Annotated in this window: 14 protein-coding genes; 9 read left to right on the plus strand and 5 right to left on the minus strand. The window is 46.1% G+C overall.

What is annotated here, in order from left to right:
• Positions 1-109 precede the first annotated feature (109 nt).
• Together porM and porN are read left to right on the plus strand one after the other, a co-directional pair.
• Entirely contained in the window at positions 110-1,696 is a 1,587-nt protein-coding gene (gene porM, locus G8759_RS08255; RefSeq protein WP_167206886.1) for a type IX secretion system motor protein PorM/GldM, read from the plus strand.
• Positions 1,697-1,760: 64 nt separating this feature from the next.
• Positions 1,761-2,819, plus strand: a complete 1,059-nt coding sequence (porN, locus tag G8759_RS08260; protein ID WP_167206889.1) for a type IX secretion system ring subunit PorN/GldN — start codon at positions 1,761-1,763, stop codon at positions 2,817-2,819.
• Positions 2,820-2,897: 78 nt separating this feature from the next.
• Here porN and uvrC read toward each other — a convergent pair whose 3' ends face one another.
• The 3 genes from uvrC to porW all read right to left on the minus strand — a co-directional run bounded on the left by uvrC (position 2,898) and on the right by porW (position 9,639).
• On the minus strand, positions 2,898-4,706 hold the full coding sequence (gene uvrC / locus G8759_RS08265; RefSeq protein ID WP_167206891.1) for an excinuclease ABC subunit UvrC: 1,809 nt from the start codon (positions 4,704-4,706) through the stop codon (positions 2,898-2,900).
• Between the two features lie 234 nt (positions 4,707-4,940).
• Entirely contained in the window at positions 4,941-7,292 is a 2,352-nt protein-coding gene (locus G8759_RS08270) for a penicillin-binding protein 1A (protein WP_167206893.1), read from the minus strand.
• Between the two features lie 82 nt (positions 7,293-7,374).
• The gene (gene porW, locus G8759_RS08275; RefSeq protein ID WP_167206895.1) at positions 7,375-9,639 is read right to left on the minus strand and encodes a type IX secretion system periplasmic lipoprotein PorW/SprE; all 2,265 of its coding nucleotides are present in this window, start codon (positions 9,637-9,639) and stop codon (positions 7,375-7,377) included.
• A 118-nt stretch (positions 9,640-9,757) separates the two neighbouring features.
• Between porW and G8759_RS08280 the strand changes: the two genes are divergently transcribed.
• From G8759_RS08280 to atpH, 6 genes are all read left to right on the plus strand, one after another.
• Positions 9,758-10,030, plus strand: a complete 273-nt coding sequence (locus tag G8759_RS08280; protein ID WP_167206897.1) for an AtpZ/AtpI family protein — start codon at positions 9,758-9,760, stop codon at positions 10,028-10,030.
• A gap of 71 nt (positions 10,031-10,101) precedes the next feature.
• The gene (locus tag G8759_RS08285) at positions 10,102-10,464 is read left to right on the plus strand and encodes a hypothetical protein (RefSeq protein ID WP_167206899.1); all 363 of its coding nucleotides are present in this window, start codon (positions 10,102-10,104) and stop codon (positions 10,462-10,464) included.
• Between the two features lie 19 nt (positions 10,465-10,483).
• A complete protein-coding gene (gene atpB, locus G8759_RS08290) occupies positions 10,484-11,584 on the plus strand; it encodes a F0F1 ATP synthase subunit A (protein WP_167206901.1) in 1,101 nt (366 codons plus the stop codon).
• A gap of 106 nt (positions 11,585-11,690) precedes the next feature.
• Positions 11,691-11,948 (plus strand): ATP synthase F0 subunit C, encoded by a 258-nt coding sequence (atpE, locus tag G8759_RS08295; protein WP_162387840.1) that lies wholly within the window; start codon positions 11,691-11,693, stop codon positions 11,946-11,948.
• Between the two features lie 217 nt (positions 11,949-12,165).
• Entirely contained in the window at positions 12,166-12,660 is a 495-nt protein-coding gene (locus tag G8759_RS08300) for a F0F1 ATP synthase subunit B (RefSeq protein WP_167206903.1), read from the plus strand.
• Positions 12,661-12,715: 55 nt separating this feature from the next.
• Positions 12,716-13,255, plus strand: coding sequence for an ATP synthase F1 subunit delta (gene atpH, locus G8759_RS08305; protein ID WP_162387842.1), 540 nt, complete (start codon positions 12,716-12,718; stop codon positions 13,253-13,255).
• Positions 13,256-13,557: 302 nt separating this feature from the next.
• Here the strand turns inward: atpH and G8759_RS08310 are convergent, their stop codons facing one another.
• Positions 13,558-15,330, minus strand: a complete 1,773-nt coding sequence (locus tag G8759_RS08310) for an arylsulfatase (RefSeq protein WP_167206905.1) — start codon at positions 15,328-15,330, stop codon at positions 13,558-13,560.
• 655 nt (positions 15,331-15,985) lie between these two features.
• Positions 15,986-16,528 (minus strand): GNAT family N-acetyltransferase, encoded by a 543-nt coding sequence (locus tag G8759_RS08315; protein ID WP_167206907.1) that lies wholly within the window; start codon positions 16,526-16,528, stop codon positions 15,986-15,988.
• A gap of 4 nt (positions 16,529-16,532) precedes the next feature.
• On the opposite strand from G8759_RS08315, the gene G8759_RS08320 reads away from it, so the two are divergent.
• Positions 16,533-17,759 carry a DUF6786 family protein gene (locus tag G8759_RS08320; protein ID WP_167206909.1) on the plus strand — a complete coding sequence of 409 codons (1,227 nt, stop codon included), beginning with the start codon at positions 16,533-16,535 and terminating at the stop codon, positions 17,757-17,759.
• Positions 17,760-17,806 lie beyond the last annotated feature (47 nt).

A 17,806-nucleotide genomic window follows, 5' to 3' on the forward strand; every position in this document is an offset into this window, starting at 1 on the left:
TTGGCTAGTTTACGGTTTGTAGTTCATGGTTGTATCAATAGTAAACAACCGGTGCTATAAACCGTAAATTATAAACCAAATAACTAACCCCCGTTTTCTACCATAATTTATGGCAGGCACTAAAGAGACACCCCGTCAGAAGATGATCGGGATGATGTATCTGGTATTGACCGCGTTATTGGCATTGCAGGTTACGTCGGCTATTCTGGAAAAATTCGTATTAATCAATAACAGCTTAGAGCAGTCAACAGGGGCTGTCAGTAAGGTTAACCAGTCAACATTTGACAACATTCGGGCGACGGTTGAAAAATCAGGCAATCGGGCAACCGACCTGGCAATCGTCAAACAGGCCGATGATGTTCGGAAATTGACCACTGAGATTGTCGGTGAAATGGATAAACTGAAAGATCAGATTGTTGAAACCGGCGGTGGTCGTGATGAGTCTGGTAACATTAAGAACCTGAGTGAAGAAGAAAGTGTAGCGCAAGTGATGATCGGCACGAACCGTAAAGGAGCTGCTTTTAAATTGAAAGATCAGTTGAACGGATATATAGAAAATATTTCTAAATATTCGACTACAAAATATGCTCCGATGGCTCTTGATGGCAAAGACGATCCGATTGCTAATCGATCGCCGGATCAACGCCGGAAAGATTTTGCTGAGCTTAACTTTGCCCAAACCCCAATACCGGCAGCACTGGCCGTATTGAGCCAGAAACAAGCCGATGTTCGTCGGATTGAGGGTGAAGTACTTGATTTTCTTGCTAGTAAAGTTGGTGCACAGGATGTGAAATTTGACAAGATCCTGGCTATGCTCAGCATGGACTCCAAAGTTGTTGTAGCCGGTACTAAGTTTAAAGGTCAGATGTTTCTGGCAGCTTCGTCGTCGGGTATACAGCCACGGATGAGTCTGAACGGTGGCCCGGTTCGTATGCAGGATGGTCAGGGTATCATTGAGTTTACGGCGCAGGGTGGCGCTTATGATAAAAATGGTTTGTCTAAGCGTACACTGACCGGTTCGATTGCTTATCAGACGCCAGCCGGTTTGAAAACTGTACCTTTAACCGCTGAATATTTCGTAGCGAAACCATCGTACGAAATTGAGTCGGGCTCGTTTCCACCGTTATATTTAGGCTGTGCTAATAAATTAAGTGTACAGAGCCCACAATTAGGCGCGTTATGGAATCCAAGCTTTTCGGCTGATGGAGCTTCGGTGATCCAGTCTGGCGAAAAAGGAAAAATTACCATTGTCCCCAGCGCAGCCCGTGTCACGCTTAATGTGAGCAATGGTGGCAGCTTACTGGGTAAAAATGATTTTCGGGTAAACCGAGTACCACGCCCAACGCTTGAGTTTTATGTTGGTGGTACAAAAGCAGGTGATCCACGTGGTGTACCGGCTGGTCAGGCACGGAGTGTGCGTGTTACGGCCGTGGCTGATGAAAGCTTTCGGAACTATTCGCCCGATGATGCCAATTTCCGGGTAACGGGCATTACCGTTATTCTGGCACGGGGTACTCGTAAAGTTGGTCAGGTAAATTTAGGCCCAGGTGGCGGTTCAATAGGTTCACTGGCGGCTGAGATACAGCCTGGTGATCGCTTGTCGATACAGGCGGATGGTGTTCAACGGCGTAATTTCAGAGGGGATATCAGCGATGTTCCTATGGGTAATCCCCAGCAAACAGTTCCGCTTTATTAATCGTACTAAATAAAGTAGTCTTTCGTTATCAACAGGAACGAAGGACAAAAACAAATACTTGACAATGAAACAAGTTAGAACGATGGCCGTGGCCGCCACATTACTGGCGGTAGCTGGTGGAGGAGCAATGGCGCAGGAGAAAGCAAGCACCGGCACAAACGCGCTGTCGGTTCGGGCGATTAATGAAAATGACATCATGATGAAGAAAACTCTTTGGCGTCGGATTGACCTCAAAGAGAAACAGAATCAATCGATGTTCTCCAAGAACAATGAGATATCGAAATATTTGATCGATGCGTTAAAAGCTGGCTTGATCGATGCTTACGAAAACGATTCTGTAACGACGAAATTGACGCCAGAGAAGTTTCAGCAGCGGATGATCATGCCGAACTCTGCACCACAATTATCGGCTGAAGAAATTGCCGCCGGTTTCGGTAATGAAACGACTGCCAATGGCGCAAACGATGGCTGGGGAGATGCCAAAAAGAAAGATCCTAAAGCCGCGGCAAAACCGGCTGACGATGGTTGGGGTGCTAAAAAGCCAGCTACTGCCGCTGCTGCTCAACCGGCTGATGATGGCTGGGGCGCACCCGCGAAGAAAAAAACGACTGCAAAGAACTCAAAAGGCAAAAAAGGAAAAGTCGTTGCACCAGTTGTGGAGCCTCCCAAAGCTGATACGGTGGCTAAAGTGGCAGCCGTTCCTGTTGGCGATGAATACTTTGCCAAAGAGTTTAACATTATGGAAATTAAGGAAGACTGGATTTTCGATCGTAAGCGTTCACGCTTGTACTACGATATCCAGACGGTAACTATTTATCTGCCTTCCGATAAAAATGCAGCCGGTGTCGAAACACCACTGGCTACGTTTAAATACAAAGATCTGGACAAGCTGTTCCGCAGTGACCCGAAGAAATTTATCTGGTATAACCCACAGAACCAGGCTCAGCATAAAAACCTTGCCGATGCGTTTGATCTGCGGCTGTTCTACGGTCGTATCACGAAAGTGGCTAACCCTGGCGATACCGATTTAGTTGGCATGTATGGCGACAAAGAGGGTTTGATGAAGTCATATCAGACGGAGTACGAACTTATGGAAACCGAACACGGTCTGTGGGAATATTAATAAAAAAGGCGGGGATGACCCGCCTTTTTTATGCTATAAGTGATAAATCGCAAGCGGCTACTCAGCCGCTTTATTTTTTTACTGTTCGATCGTATCAAAATAATTTTTCAGTTTGTGGGCGCGGTCTTTGCCAACTACCTCGGCCATTTCGTCAAGAGATGCTTCACGGATTTTAGTTACGCCCTTAAAATGCTTGAGAAGCTTGGCTGCTGTTTTCTTGCCAATGCCTTCCACATTTTCCAATTCGCTGATCAGGCTGTTTCGGCTCCGTTTATCGCGGTGATAGGTAATGGCAAATCGGTGAGCTTCATCGCGAATACGCTGGATAAGTTTAAGTGACTCTGATTTTTTATCGATATAAAGCGGAAGATTATCCTCCGGGAAATAGATTTCCTCGAGCCGTTTGGCAATTCCAATAATAGGCACTTTGCCATATAGATTTAGGGCTTTCAGGGCGTCGCAGGCGGCACTGAGTTGTCCTTTTCCACCGTCGATCACAATTAGATCAGGCATATCCGTTTCTTCTTCCAGTACACGCGTATAACGACGTGTTACGACCTCATACATACTCGCAAAGTCGTTCGGTCCAACAACCGTTTTGATCGAAAAATGCCGATACTCTCGATTGGCAGGCTTCCCACCAATAAAGCACACCATCGCCGATACCGGGTTTGTTCCCTGAATATTGGAGTTATCGAAGCATTCGATGCGGTTGGGTAAATTTTTCAACTGTAGATCCTGCTTTAACCGAATCAGTACGCGATCTTTTTTGCTGGCATTGGCTGTCGCTTCAGAAGCTGCCCGCTCCTGACGCTCCCGACGGAAATACAGAACGTTCTTGAGCGACATATCCAGCAGTTTTTTCTTATCACCAATCTGCGGAATGGTCACCTCTGCCTGCAAATCGACATCCAGCGGAATATTTGTAATGATCTCTTTGGCCTGACTACCGTATTGTTCCCTAAACTCAATGATCAGCATAGCCAGCAAGTCGGGGTCAGTTTCGTCGAGTTTCTTTTTGATTTCTACAGTATGTGCCTGCACAATTGTTCCGTTGACGACCTTCATAAAATTGATGTAAGCAGCTGATTCGTCGGAAGCGATGGAGAACACATCTGCATCGGCAATTTTAGGATTGACAACGGTCGATTTGCTCTGAAACCGTTGAATGACCTCCATCTTTTCTTTATAGTGTTGAGCCTGCTCAAAAGCGAGATCATTCGCAGCTTCAACCATCCGGCTTTTAAAATAATCCTGTGCCGGTTTCAGGTTGCCCTTCAGGATGTGATGAACCTGTTCAATGTCTTTGTCATAATCGGCCTCTTTTTGTTTCCCTTCACAAGGGCCTTTGCAGTTCCCAATATGATACTCAAGGCAGACTTTATACTTGCCAGCTTCAATATTTTCGGGCGCAAGGTTGTAGTTACAGGTACGAATCGTAAACAATTGACTAAACATATCCAGCACCGTATACATAGGCTTGAGATTCGCAAATGGACCGTAGAATGTGCCTAGTTTGCGGTCAATGCGCCGGGTTGTAATTACCCGAGGGAAATTCTCGTTGGTAACACAAACAAACGGGTACGTTTTATCGTCGCGAAGCAGAATGTTAAATTTAGGCTGATAGCGTTTTATGAGCTGGTTTTCGAGCAGCAACGCATCAAATTCCGTATGGACAATCGTAAACTCAATTTTACGAATCTGACTGACCAAACGAAGGGTTTTACGGTCGTGCTGTTTCGAATTCGTGAAATAGCTGCTGACCCGATTCTTTAGATCTTTCGCTTTACCAACATAAATGACCTCACCCGTCAGATCGAAATACCGATAAACGCCCGGTTCATGAGGTACTTTGGCTAATTCCTGCTTGTAATCGAATTCCGGCATAAATTAAGAGACCGTCTACCTCGGTCGGGATAGAATTATGTCATCGCGGAAGTCCAAATTATGGACGGGCGGCTATACAAAACAACCAATAAACCCTAAAGGTTGCCTGATGAATTATATTAAAAAGGGCCAGCAAGATGCTGACCCTACGATGTTATTTAGAGCTTATAAGTAGTTGTGCCACAGTTCGTACTATTTTACTAAAAAACCGTGGCACACCTACTGATATGCCTGTTATTGCAGAATTTCATCCTGGTCTTCAGGCACAACTTTAGGCGGAATATAACGCTGAGAGGAGTCGATGTGATAACCACCACAATCTATTTTAAAATTGTTGGGCTTACGGAAGGGCTCCGGGCGGTACTTTGCCAACGAGGGATCTGCATATATTTTCTGCATGTACATACCCCAGGCAGGCATCGCCAACCGCCCGCCCTGGCCAAGCTCGATGTTCCGGAAGTGAATTGACCGGTCGTCGCCACCAACCCATAAGCCCGAAACAAGGTGCTGAGTCAATCCCATAAACCAGGCATCTGAATAATTCGATGTTGTACCTGTTTTAGCGGCAATCTCGTTGCCACCCTCCAGCAGCTTGTATTGCGTCCGAAGGCGCTGGGCAGTACCATTGGGTTCTTCAACGGCACCACGCATCAGATAGAGCATTTCGTACGCACGATTGGCGCTGATTACCTGATTGGCATCGGCACTGAACGATTTAAGAACGTTTCCGTTTTTGTCTGAAATCTGTAGAATCAGCATTGGGCGTACGCGAATGCCGCCATTGGCAAAGGCGCAATAGGCGGCAACCATTTCGTAGACCGAAACGTCTCCCGTTCCCAGACAGAGGGTTGGGTTTTGCGGTAAATCCTTACTGACGATCCCCATTTTATGCGCATACTCGATTACTTCAGCAGAACGGGTTTTCTTGATCAACTGCGCACTGACCGTATTGATCGACTGGCCCAGTGCCTCCCGTAGCGACAAGCTTCGATAGCTGTATTTACCGTTCGAATTTTGTGGTTGCCAGGGAGGGCCGCCATTATTATCTTCTCCATGGGCAAAAAGAGTTGGCTGATCGATCAGGTGGCTGCATGGTGTAACGAATCCCTGATCCATAGCTGTGAGGTACACGAACGGCTTGAATGTAGACCCCGGTTGCCGGCGTCCCTGGCGGACGTGATCGAATTTCATGTGTTTGAAATTGATACCGCCTACCCAGGCTTTTACGTGGCCATAGCGCGGGTCCATCGACATAAAACCCGTATTGAGCAATCGTTTGTAATACCGGATAGAATCCAGCGAACTCATGGTCGTATCTTTCTCATTGCGCCGACCGCCATAAACAAACACTCGCATCTTGACGGGTTTCCGCATCTCACGCCAAATCGCCTGTTCATCGGTGCCATACTCGGCTTTGAGTTGTTTATATCGGGTTGTCTGTTTTGCCCGGGCTTCAATAAAACCGGGCAGTTCTTCGTATTTCTTGGTTTTTGGATTTTTCCGAACCCACGGATTTCGACCGCGCCAGTGTTCGTAAAACTTCTTCTGCTGGTCACGCATGTTAGTCATTACAGCCTCTTCGGCATAGGCCTGCATGCGTGAGTCAATCGTTGTTTGGATGCGCAGTCCGCTCGTGTAGAGATCTAGTTCTGCTTCGGGATTATCTTCATTATACTGATTGATAAACGCCTTGATATCTTCTTTAATAACCGACCGGAAATAGGCTGCCATGCCCGTATTCTGGTTTTCGATGCTAAAATCGAGTTGTATCGGTTTCTGCTTATACGTGAAGAATTGCTCCTCACTCAGAAAACGGTACCGCTTCATCTGGCTCAACACTACATTTCGGCGTTGAAGAGCACGTTCTTCGAAAATACGGGGATCGTAGCGTGATGGGTTTTGCAGCATCCCGACCAGCAAAGCAGCTTCCTCAACGTTCAGATTCCACGGCTCTTTGTCAAAGTAGGTTTTAGCCGCTGTTTTTATACCATAGGTGTTATTGCCAAACGATACCGTATTCAGGTACATCATCATGATCTCCTGTTTGGTATAATTCCGCTCCAAACGAACCGACAAAATCCATTCTTTCGTTTTTTCAATAACCGTTTTAAGTATAGGGACATTACCCAATACACCACGAAGTTTCTCTCCACGAGTATCGAACAGGTTTTTAGCTACTTGTTGCGTAAGCGTACTGCCTCCGCCAGAACTACTATTGCCGGTAGCGATACCCTTAATAACCCGAAAGAACGAGCGCGGGTCGATCCCCGAATGTTTAATAAAACGGGCATCTTCTGTAGCTAGTAAGGCTGAAACTACATTGGGTGAAACCTGAGTGATCTCAACGGGCGTCCGATTTTCAACGTAATACTTTCCCAGTAGTTGATTATCGGCCGTATATACTTCCGATGCTCTGTCGCTCTGTGGGTTTTCGAGGGCTTTCAGACTAGGCATCCCGCCAAATAACCACAGAAAGTTGTAGCTGACAGCCAGTATATAGAAAACCAGCATAGCCAGACCAAGCAATGCATACCGCCAAAGGTTTTTGATAATGGTCCGGTAGCGACCGGGAGCAAAGTCAATCATTATGGGTGTGTAGGTGTTAATTGTTGATCAGTTTGTCGTTTTTCGGTTATGTAATCAGATGACAAACTCTAAAACCACGAACTTATTTTCTGGTTGCCGTTGGCTGATTGGCGGCCGTCAGCATTTCTTTAACGCGCGGAAGTAATGGGCTCGCCGGATAATCACGTACGAACTCGTTAAGAGACTGACGATAGGCATCTACAGTTTGCACTTTCCCGACCAATATAACGCGCAGAAGGGCTAGTTTGTCTTCCAGTTGTGTACCCGCAAACGCACTTAATGCATTATCGGCACGGGCCAGCGCTTCGGTCACGTTATTGGCTTTGTAGAGTTCATAAATCTGTGTATAGGTCGCCAGTGCCTTTGCTTCACTATCCGTTGACTGAGCAACGGCCCGGCCTGCTAATCGCGCATAGGACGTGTTCGGGTATTCGGCCAACAGTTTATCCTTCCAGGTCGATGTCTTTCCTAACTGCTCATTCGACAGGTGGAGCAGGTAATACACTTCTGGTTTCTGGAGTGTATTGGGATAACGGGTTAGCAATTGCTCAAACGTTGGAATAGCGTCGGCCGGTTGATTGAGTTGAAACTTATAGAGCTTCCCTAACTTATACAAAGCGTTTTCTATTCGCTGATTGGCCTGTGCCTGTGCTTCTTTTGAGAAAGGAATTTTAGCATAGAGGGCATCTTTTTGTGCTTTTCGGGCATTGACGGGCCCGCCTGCGGACCCCGTTGGTGCTGTTGCGTTCGTAGCATCCTGTTGTTGTAAGGGAGCATTCGGATTTACGTCATTGGCAGGGGTGCCACCGTTAAGCGGGCTATTGACGCCCGCAATAGCTTCCGAAGCCTCTTTATTACTACGGCGCCAGTTGTCTTCAATGGGTCGATTTCCCCACCGTACCGAAAATTCCTGTCTACCCTGACTCAACGCAACCGGATTATACAATACCCAGCGTTCATTGGGTTGAAGGTCTGAATTGGTGGCTCCGGGAACTGAGTTGACATTACCGTTAGAGGCTCTATCTATAATTTGCTGGGCGAGGGCTGCCTGTGCTTTGTCCTCTTTTTCTTTCTGCGTAATGGCATCTTCAAGTTGTTTATCCAATGCCGCGGGGTTCATCTGGGCCAGATGCAACAAACTATCATCGGTACGGATCGTGGTTTTGTATTGCACGAACTCGTCCAGCGTTTTCTTCCGGGTCGCCAGTGCCGCATAATCCGGCGATTGCTGCGGCATCAACGCCAGTGCGCTATCGTAGTAAACCTTAGCATTAGCGTAGTCGGTTTTCTTGTCAAAATACAACTTACCGATTTCCAGATACGTGTATGGAACTTGTGTCGTATTTGAACCGGCCGCCTGAATCGATTTGCTATAAAAATTAATGGCCTTATCGAAGTTGCCATTCCGGGCTTCCAGCAAGCCCATCGTAAAGTAAATTTTGTCTTTCAGGTCAACATTTTTACGGTCGTTGAGCATATTCTCGAACGTTTCTGCCGATTGTGCCAACCGTTTTTCATCGCCTGTCAGGCCATTGCTTTGAATGGCGTAAAGGTTCGCATAAAATGACTGATCATAAGAAGGCCTTGATTTCAGAACCTTCTGGTAATGGGCTATTGCCTTGGTCGGTTCACCCGACAAATCGTATAATTGACCCGTAATCAGGTGAAGACGAGCAGTCGATTCGCCCTTTTTTAAAACCGGGAAAGTCGCATCCAGAATACCGGCAGCGGTCACGTATTCACCCTTCCGCTCGTGCATGTACGCTTTGGTCAGGTAAAAGTCGCGGGTGTTTGCCTTGTTAAGGGGTTGAGTACGCAGATACTCCGCCACATTCAATGCGTTCGTGTAGTCGCTGGCTTCCGTATAAGCTCGCATCAAACCGACGAGGGCTTCGTGTTTGTCGTCTTCGCTGGTTCCTTTTGTGTTTACGTACTTGAAAACTTCAATAGCATTCGGTAAATCCTGCTTCAACAAGCGGGCCCGACCAATCAATATGTAGGCGTTATCGAGCCATTTGCTATTTTGATGGCGTTCAGGAATAAGGGAAGCTTTTTTGATCGCGTCGTCCAGCTGGGGTTTTACAGGCATGGACAGCATCGAATCCACGGGCAGCAGGATGGGTAATAACTGATTGTAATTTTCCTGCCGGTTTTTGAATAGAATCAATTCAGCTTCCTTGATTTCATCGCGAGCGATAACATAGGCGTTGAAATGGGACGTCAGGTTATGATAGCCTTTACTGATGGGCTTTGTGCTGTATTGCGAACACGAAACCAGCCCACCGGTTAGCAGAGCAAGAACCGTTAACAATAATAGGAACGGGCGGTTACGAAAATAGCAGAACATTCGGAAATAATACGTAGTCACTCGTATCTCAAAACGCTCCAGTCTGTGTTGACCGTATGGAACGTTAGCCCAAATTAACGAATTTTGCTCTTTAGATTGTATAGAACCCTTGAATTCTGTGGAAAACGATCCTGAATTACCCCCCGGAAACCGTCCGGAAAAGCCTGCCGGAAACGATCCGATAAAGAAAGTAGCCGAAAAAACGACTTCCTTTGTGCAATTCAGCGGTATTGCCTTTCAAATGCTTGGCACAATAGGATTGGGTGTCTGGGTTGGTCTAAAACTGGACGAATGGCAGGATAACAAGCGACCTATCTGGACAATTGTATTGTCGCTGACGGCTATCGGTGCGTCATTGTATTTATTTATCCGACAATTGACACGAAAATAATTGGCAATGGGTGGGAGTCAGGCGCTCGGCTTAAGTGGCGTCTTTGGCCTCATACCTCTTGCTCCATCTCCATGCTTCGAACATTTATCGTCACTGTCATACTGGCAATTGTATTTTTCATAGCCGAGCGATATTCTGTATCACCTTGGTTACACCCTGACTGGAAAATTTTATTGATCTTTTTCCTGAGCGTGTCATTCCTGACTCATCGGTTGGTGGAGTCTGGTTTACAAGGGGATCGCGAACGGTTCATTCCCTTGTTTATGGCCGCAACGGTTGCCCGCTTGATCCTTGGCCTTGCTTTTGTCGGGTTTTTTCTATTCCGGCATATTGATCAGCGTCGAACGTTCATTTTTGACTTTCTTGTACTATATATATTTTACACAGGCTTTGAGATTTGGGGGCTTACTCGTAACTTGCGACGCGATTCGTAAAAACGATCTGTCACATCATATGATGAGTTCTGTGATTAATAGATTTCTGTTGGCTATAGCTCTTGTTATGAGCTCGTTAGCTTTTGTACATGCTCAGGAGGAAGGCCACGAGGGCGAAGTACCGGGCACACATGGTAAAAAAGAAGGATTTAATGTGGGCGAAATGATCATGCACCACATTAAAGATGAACATGGTTGGGAGTTTGCTCATGGGGTTACTCTACCATTGCCTGTTATTCTGTATTCGCAGGATCGGGGGCTGGAGGTTTTCTCATCATCGCACCTGGCTAACGAAGCCGTCTATAATGGATACAAGCAGGAGCATGGCAAAATTCATCGTGTGGATGAAGCCGGTAAAGTAGATCATGAAGCCAAGATCTATGATTTCTCGATTACCAAAAATGTAGCGTCGCTGCTGTTGAGTGCGGTGATTTTGCTGCTGATTTTCCCCGCCGTTAGCAAAGGGTACGTCACCAACAAGGGCAAAGCGCCGAAAGGCATTCAATCATTGCTTGAACCAATCATCCTGTTCGTTCGCGACGAGATTGCCAAACCAAGCATTGGGCCGAAATACACCAAGTTTCTGCCTTATCTGCTAACGCTATTCTTCTTTATCCTGGTAAACAATCTGCTGGGTCTGTTGCCGGGTGCCGCTAACCTGACCGGTAACATCGCTGTTACGCTGGTACTGGCTGTTATTACTTTCCTGATCGTTACGTTCAGTGGTAACAAGCATTACTGGCTGCACATCCTCAAGCCGACAGGTGTTCCCATTGCGCTCCTGCCAATTATGATTCCGGTTGAGATTGTGGGCGTGTTCATGAAGCCAATTTCGCTGATGGTCCGGTTGTTTGCCAACATTACAGCAGGTCACATCATTATTTTGAGCTTACTGGGACTGATCTTCATGGCGAACCATTTGGGTGGTTCAGGCACAAGTCTGGCTATTAGCCCGGTTGTTGTGTTCTTTACCTTGTTTTTGAACATGATCGAATTGCTGGTGGCATTCCTTCAGGCATTTATCTTCACCCTGCTTACGGCCATGTATATTGGCAGCGCAGTAGAAGAGCACCACGAAGCTGATCATGGTATTGGTTATGAAGGCGCAGAAGCGCATTAAGACTAGTGCGTAGTTTGCAGCAGGTAGTCTGCAACGTGTCGTGGATTTATTTACTACCAACCGATTTGCAATCTTTTGTTTCACTTATATAAATAGTTTGAGTTTTATGTTAGCAATGTTGTTTGCTCTGCTGTTAGAAGCCACAGGTAGTGTTGCCATTATGGGTGCTGCTATTGGTGCTGGTTTGGCCGCTATCGGTGCTGGTCTGGGTATTGGCCGGATCGGTGGTAGTGCTATGGAAGGTATCGCCCGTCAGCCAGAAGCTGCTGGTCGTATCCAAACCGCCATGCTGATCATTGCGGCTCTGATCGAGGCCGTGGCTCTGTTCGCAGCTGTTATTTGTCTGCTGGTAGCTACCGCTTAATTCGGTCTGGCTACAGCAGCATCTAAAACGGAGTAGGCTGGCTACATTAGGTGCCGGCTCCACTACTCACTAAATTTCCGGAGACTGTCTGCCCATTTGGGGTTGCCGATGGGCAGACAACTTCAAACAAAAGATTGAATTGAGTGCTGATAGGCGGGTTTCATCCATCGCGTATCCCTTTTAAAGATAAATCGTAAAACACGTAAATCGTAAATCCATGGATTTGCTTACTCCTGATCTTGGTCTATTATTCTGGCAGGTAGTCGTTTTCCTCGGCCTTTTTCTGATCCTTCGCACATTTGCCTGGAAACCAATCACTGATAGTTTGCATGAGCGCGAAAACAATATTCAAAGTGCGCTCGATCTGGCCGAAAAAACACGCGTCGAAATGACCGCGCTGAAAGCCGACAATGAGAAACTGCTCGCACAGGCCCGCTCTGAACGGGAAGCTATTCTGCGTGGCGCAAAAGAAACGGCCGACAAAATGGTCGCTGATTCGCGCGATAAGGCAGCGGCTGAAGGGCAACGTATTCTGGAACAGGCTCGTGAAGCTATGCAGAATGAGCGGCAGGCGCTTGTAACCCAGATGAAAAAAGAAGTGGTTACGCTCTCGCTCGATATTGCCGAGAAAGTACTGCGCAAAGAACTGAGCGATAAGGCTTCGCAGGAAAAACTAGTTAGTGATCTGGTATCCAATTCAAGACTAAACTAAACGAGTTATACGATGTAAGGCTTTCGTCTTGCAAATTGTAACTTACGACATACCTATGGCAGTTGCTACCGTAGCATCCCGATATGCAAAATCACTTCTGGATTTGGCGCAGGAGCAGGGCATAACGGAAACGTTATATAAAGACATGCGGCTATTCAAGCAAACAGTAGACCAAAGCCGTCCACTGTTGCTGATGCTAAAGAACCCTATCGTTCGGTCGGAGAAGAAAAGCGCGGTGTTAAAAGCTGCGTTTGAAAAACGGCTCAACCCAGTAACGATGTCGTTCCTGCAAATTATTACCAAAAAGAACCGGGAACCCATCATGGACGCTATTGCCGAAGCGTTTATCACCCAGTATGATAAGTTGAAAGGTGTTGAACGGGCAACGGTTATCACGACAGTTCCGCTCACCGACGCGCTTCGCGAGAAATTTAAAGCGATAGTGCTGAAAACAACAGGTGGCAAATTGGTTGAACTGGAAGAAAAAATTGATCAGAAGTTGATTGGCGGCTACGTTCTGCGTGTTGGCGATCAACAGATCGATGGTTCGATTCGCAACCAATTGAATGAGCTACGATTGCAGTTCCTGAATTAACGTGTGACACCTATATAAACTATGGCTCTTTGAGCCACGCTAAGAAGCCCCGTCCTGATCAGGACGGGGCTTCTGATTTTATTACACCACTTGCATACCTTGGGTAAGCATTAGGCAGCAACCACATTGCGACGACTGTCGGTTGGTCAAGCTTTGGTATTTCATCGAATGGATTATCTTAACAACCTTGTTCATTCCATCTTACTGCATCGGGTTGAATAATTTGGATCTACGATAGTGTCGCAACTTTCTTCTCGCAAAGCATGGGTGTTAACAAACAAAACCGGAGACTCGATGCCATACTAGTTCTTTTTTGTCATTACATAAAATGGTCCCTGTATGCCTTTGTCAGTTTCCAGCCACGATTCGAGCGTATAATCTCCGCGCTTTAAATAGACGTGTTGTAAGGTTTCCTCGGTACTGTCGTCCTGATTGGTCAGTAGGCTCCGTTGCGTCTGGCCGACTCTAACCAATACCCGGCTTCCTTTTCTAACGGGGCGGTGACGAATAGTAAAGTCATAATAGCCATCATTCTGTACACTCACGGCCCAGTATCCCAGCCCGCTTTCGCTCACCCAGTTATTCATCACGCTTGTCCAATCCTGACGAGTTAGGATAGTTGGATTTTCGTGGATATTGCCCAGCCCGATCCGACGCGTCACCAGGTTTGGGCTAGCCGCAATGTCAGCAAAAATACTATCCAGCTTTGCTTTCATCTGCATAACGATAGCCGGATTCGCCACAGCTACATTCGACCGCTCATATGGATCATTTTTGAGGTTATATAGTTCAAAACTCTCCAGTTTTTGAGGATCGACATTAACGGCAACTAATTTAAAATCATCACTATAGATGGCTGCGTTTCGATAGGGTTCAGGCCATCCCCGATTCCAGGCATTGTAAAAAAGCCCGTTCCGTTTAGTTGATTTGCCCTGAATAATTGGAAGCACCGATTGGCCATCCAAACGTAAATTGGTCGGTATTGAGATATGGACAGCTTCCAATAAAGTGGGTAATATATCGATGTGAGCTATTCGGGCATCGATTTCTTGATTAAGAGGGAAAATGCCTTTTCCCTGAATAAAGTGAGGAGTGCGGTTACCTCCTTCATAGACACTGGCTTTACGCCCTTTAAATCCCGTGTTGAACCGCAATTGTTGATTGCCATTGTCAGTTGTAAACAGGATAATCGTATTCTCTTCCAGATGCAGCGCTTTTACTTGTGCCAGGATCCGTCCCACGTTATCATCAATGTTGGTGATCATAGCATATGCCCGACGTGCATCCTCTTTATCTTTATTCGACATCGACGCCCAGTCTTTACCCGATTGCTGATCGAAATCGGTGTTGAATGCCAGGTCTTTATACTGGTCATAGTACCGTTTGGGGACCTGCAGGGGATCGTGTGGCGCGTTATAAGCAACGTACAGGAAAAACGGCTGACGCTGATTAGCTTTTAGAAAATCAACGGCTGCATCGGTAAATACATCCGTACAGTAACCACTGGTTTTTAAGGGTATATTATTTTTATAGAGTGTCGGATTGAAGTAACTACTGTCGGGACGGAAGAAATTATCTGGGTGATCGCCAGGCTGTCCAATACCCCCACCGTGTCCAACGAGTGAGAACGCAAATCCCTGTTCCGATGCCCGATACGGATAAGTATCTCCCAGATGCCATTTGCCGACAATGCCGGTCTGATAGCCATTCTGTGCCAGGATTTCGGCTAATGTCACCTCTTCCGTTGCCATGATTGAGCCACCATTATAGGTGTCATGTACACCCGTTCGCTGGTGATACCGACCCGTAAGCAAACTGGCCCGCGTAGGACTACACACTGGTGAAGTATGGTAATTGGTCAGTCGGGTACTCTGGGCTGCAAAGCCATCAATGTTGGGTGTTTTCACGTACGGATTACCATAAAATCCCAAATCGCCATATCCTTGGTCATCAGTCATAATCAGGATGATATTCGGTCGTACAACAGCATGGGGAGGAGAAATTGGTTGGGCCCATACTGCCGTTGTACTGAATACACTTGCCAGAAGCATACATAAAATAGGTTGTTGTTTCATGGGTTATTGAACAGTCTGTTTTATTGGTTTGAAACTTTCTCCAACATCATTGAAAAACGGGCGCTATAGGTCCGAATCGTTGTTATTGGTGGTGTCGACGGGTTCTTTGTAACCGTGCTCGATGAAGTTCATCTATTCTCAATCCTCACTACACTCTACAACTTTCGGCCGACAAGGAATGCTGATGAAGGTGTGCTCGTAATAAAAATGATTCGGTTAGTATTTTTCTGAGAAAATTACCGATAAAGATAAGTGTAAATACTAATAAATATTCTTTTTTAGAGGTAAGGTAAATTTAAAAATGACTAAAATGAATCTGCTTATGTAATAATTTTAATGTTCAAATTGTAAATCCTTTTGAAGGCTAATTAAATGCTAGAAACATTCTTTCTAATAGAAAAGAAATACATAAAAAACGGTGTTGACTTAGAACTTGGCTGTAAATTGCTGGATGGTCTTGACAGAAACATATTTAAGCTCCTGTTACATAGACATATGTCTGGAAGAGTTTCATTGATGGCCATTCTGATCAACTACTTAGCTAGGTTTTTAGGCTGCTTGTTTAAGCTCTCGCCCAGATCGAATCCAATGCGAAAACGGTACCATTACAGTAAGTGAAGACAATGAATGAATAGCAAGAAGCAATAAAAGTGAATCAGGGTCGAATCGACTTAACCAGTTTAATGTGAGTTCGATTGAATAATTCCCGTTCGTAGAATCGAATGGTATCAGTGCGTTTCTGGTTTGTGGTAACTTCTAAATTGATAAAGCCCTCGCGTATTGCCAACTCACTCAGAGCCTCTACAAGCTGGTGACCAATCCGTTCATTACGTCGATCCGCTCGTACAAATAGCTCCTGAATTTCGCCGACTTTCCCAACATGGTGGAGCAGATACTGAACGTGGCAACTAATAAAACCTACCGATTCTCCATCTGCTTCTGCGATCAGGTAATAAATCATTGGGTTTTGCAGATTATGAGAGAATACAGATCGGAACTGGGTTTGATCGAGGGGTAGTTCTTCAAGCTCACACAAAAACCGGTAAACGATATCAAGGTCATTTTGGCCGGCTGATCGAATGATAATGGGAGCTGATGGAGTAGGATTAATGAGCACGGTGATTTTGGTATCGTTGCCGGATGGGTAACCTGACAAATCGATCCTCAATTTGCCGAATTTCAAGCATTTCTTTGCCATGCGTATGAACAAAATCCTATTGCTTGCCTTTGGTTGTGGACTCCTGGCTTGTTCTGGTCGGAAATCTGCAACAACGGATGAACACAAAACGGCTAACATGGATAGTGCAACGACAAACCGAAATACCTTTAACGAGGCCCGGCATTTTTTACAAGAATACCATCATGACCTTATTGAGTTAAAAGCAGGAGATGCCCAGGCATTGATATGCCCAGCTTATCAGGGACGTGTAATGACCAGCACTGCCGATGGGCAGGCTAGTTATGGCTGGATCAATTATGAGTTGATTCAATCAAAAAAAATACTACCCCATATGAATGCGTTTGGGGGGGAAGATCGCTTCTGGCTGGGGCCGGAAGGCGGCCAGTTTGCCTTATATTTTAAGAAAGGCGACCCATTCGACGGGGAACATTGGCAAACTCCGGCTGCTATTGATTCAGAGCCGTTTACACTCACCAAAAAGACCGAAACCTCGGCTACATTTACCCGCCAGGTTGAATTGGTAAATTATTCGGGGAGTCTGTTCAACATCGGTATCGAACGAACCGTTTCGCTGGTAAGCAAACCCGAAATCGATCAGTTATTGGGTGAAAAAACAGATTCACTGAAAGTGGTTGGCGTTCGATCCGATAATGTAATCACAAACAAAGGAGCGCAAACCTGGTCTGCCAAAACAGGTTTACCGTCGATCTGGATTCTTGGCATGATGAATGCATCACCAGCCACCACCGTTATAGTACCCTTTCAGCCTGGAGCAGGGCAACCGATCAATGACAGTTATTTTGGCAAACTGCCAGCCGAACGCCTGATTATTGGTGAGAGATCGGCACTATTTAAAGCTGATGCGAACTACCGTAGCAAGATTGGCGTAGCACCTGCGCGCGCAACAAAGTGGCTGGGCAGTTATGATCCGGGAACAAAGACCCTTACACTTGTAACATACACATTTGATTCCAGCAATAAACAATACGTCAATTCTGCCTGGGAGCTTCAGAAAGAACCCTTTTCAGGTGATGTGCTCAACGCTTATAATGATGGGCCTATGAAACCAGGCCAGCCACAGATGGGGAAATTCTATGAGATGGAGTCATCTTCGCCCGCTGCTGCATTAGCACCCAGTCAGTCAATGCAGCATCAGCATACAACCATACATTTACAAGGACCGGAGAGTCAGTTAGATAAAATTTCGCAACGACTATTGCTTACCCGTTTGGAAACGATAGAGCAATAATGCGATTTCTCCGCATCTGTGGTCAGATTTAACCGGGTTATTGAAAA

The organism is Spirosoma aureum, from assembly GCF_011604685.1.
In the GTDB taxonomy this organism is placed as follows: domain Bacteria; phylum Bacteroidota; class Bacteroidia; order Cytophagales; family Spirosomataceae; genus Spirosoma; species Spirosoma aureum.